At 34.4% G+C, this 276-nt stretch carries 1 protein-coding gene; it reads left to right on the forward strand.

Annotation, left to right across the window (positions count from 1 at the left end):
- Nucleotides 1-276: outer membrane beta-barrel protein (locus SCA31_RS23250; RefSeq protein WP_410699391.1), on the forward strand; the 276-nt coding region annotated here is incomplete at both ends.

Here is a 276-nt window from a genome sequence, read left to right on the forward strand (position 1 = left end):
CTATCAGGCAATCAGTTCCCCAGATCATTAATAATTATGCAGCCAATGTTGATTATATCCAGAAAACAGCCAAGGGAAATTCCTGGTTAATGGGAATCAGCTACAATCACACCAATACGGATAATGATGCTAAACAGGATATTTTTACGGATGGTAATTTTGTAAGTGATATCAACCAGACGAATCATTTTATTTACAAGGAAAATATTTTAGGCGCTTATATTACTTACGAAAGAAAGTTCAATGAAAAATTATCCGGTAAAATCGGAACCCGAT

The organism is Chryseobacterium sp. SIMBA_028 (assembly GCF_046535285.1).
Taxonomy (GTDB): Bacteria; Bacteroidota; Bacteroidia; order Flavobacteriales; family Weeksellaceae; genus Chryseobacterium.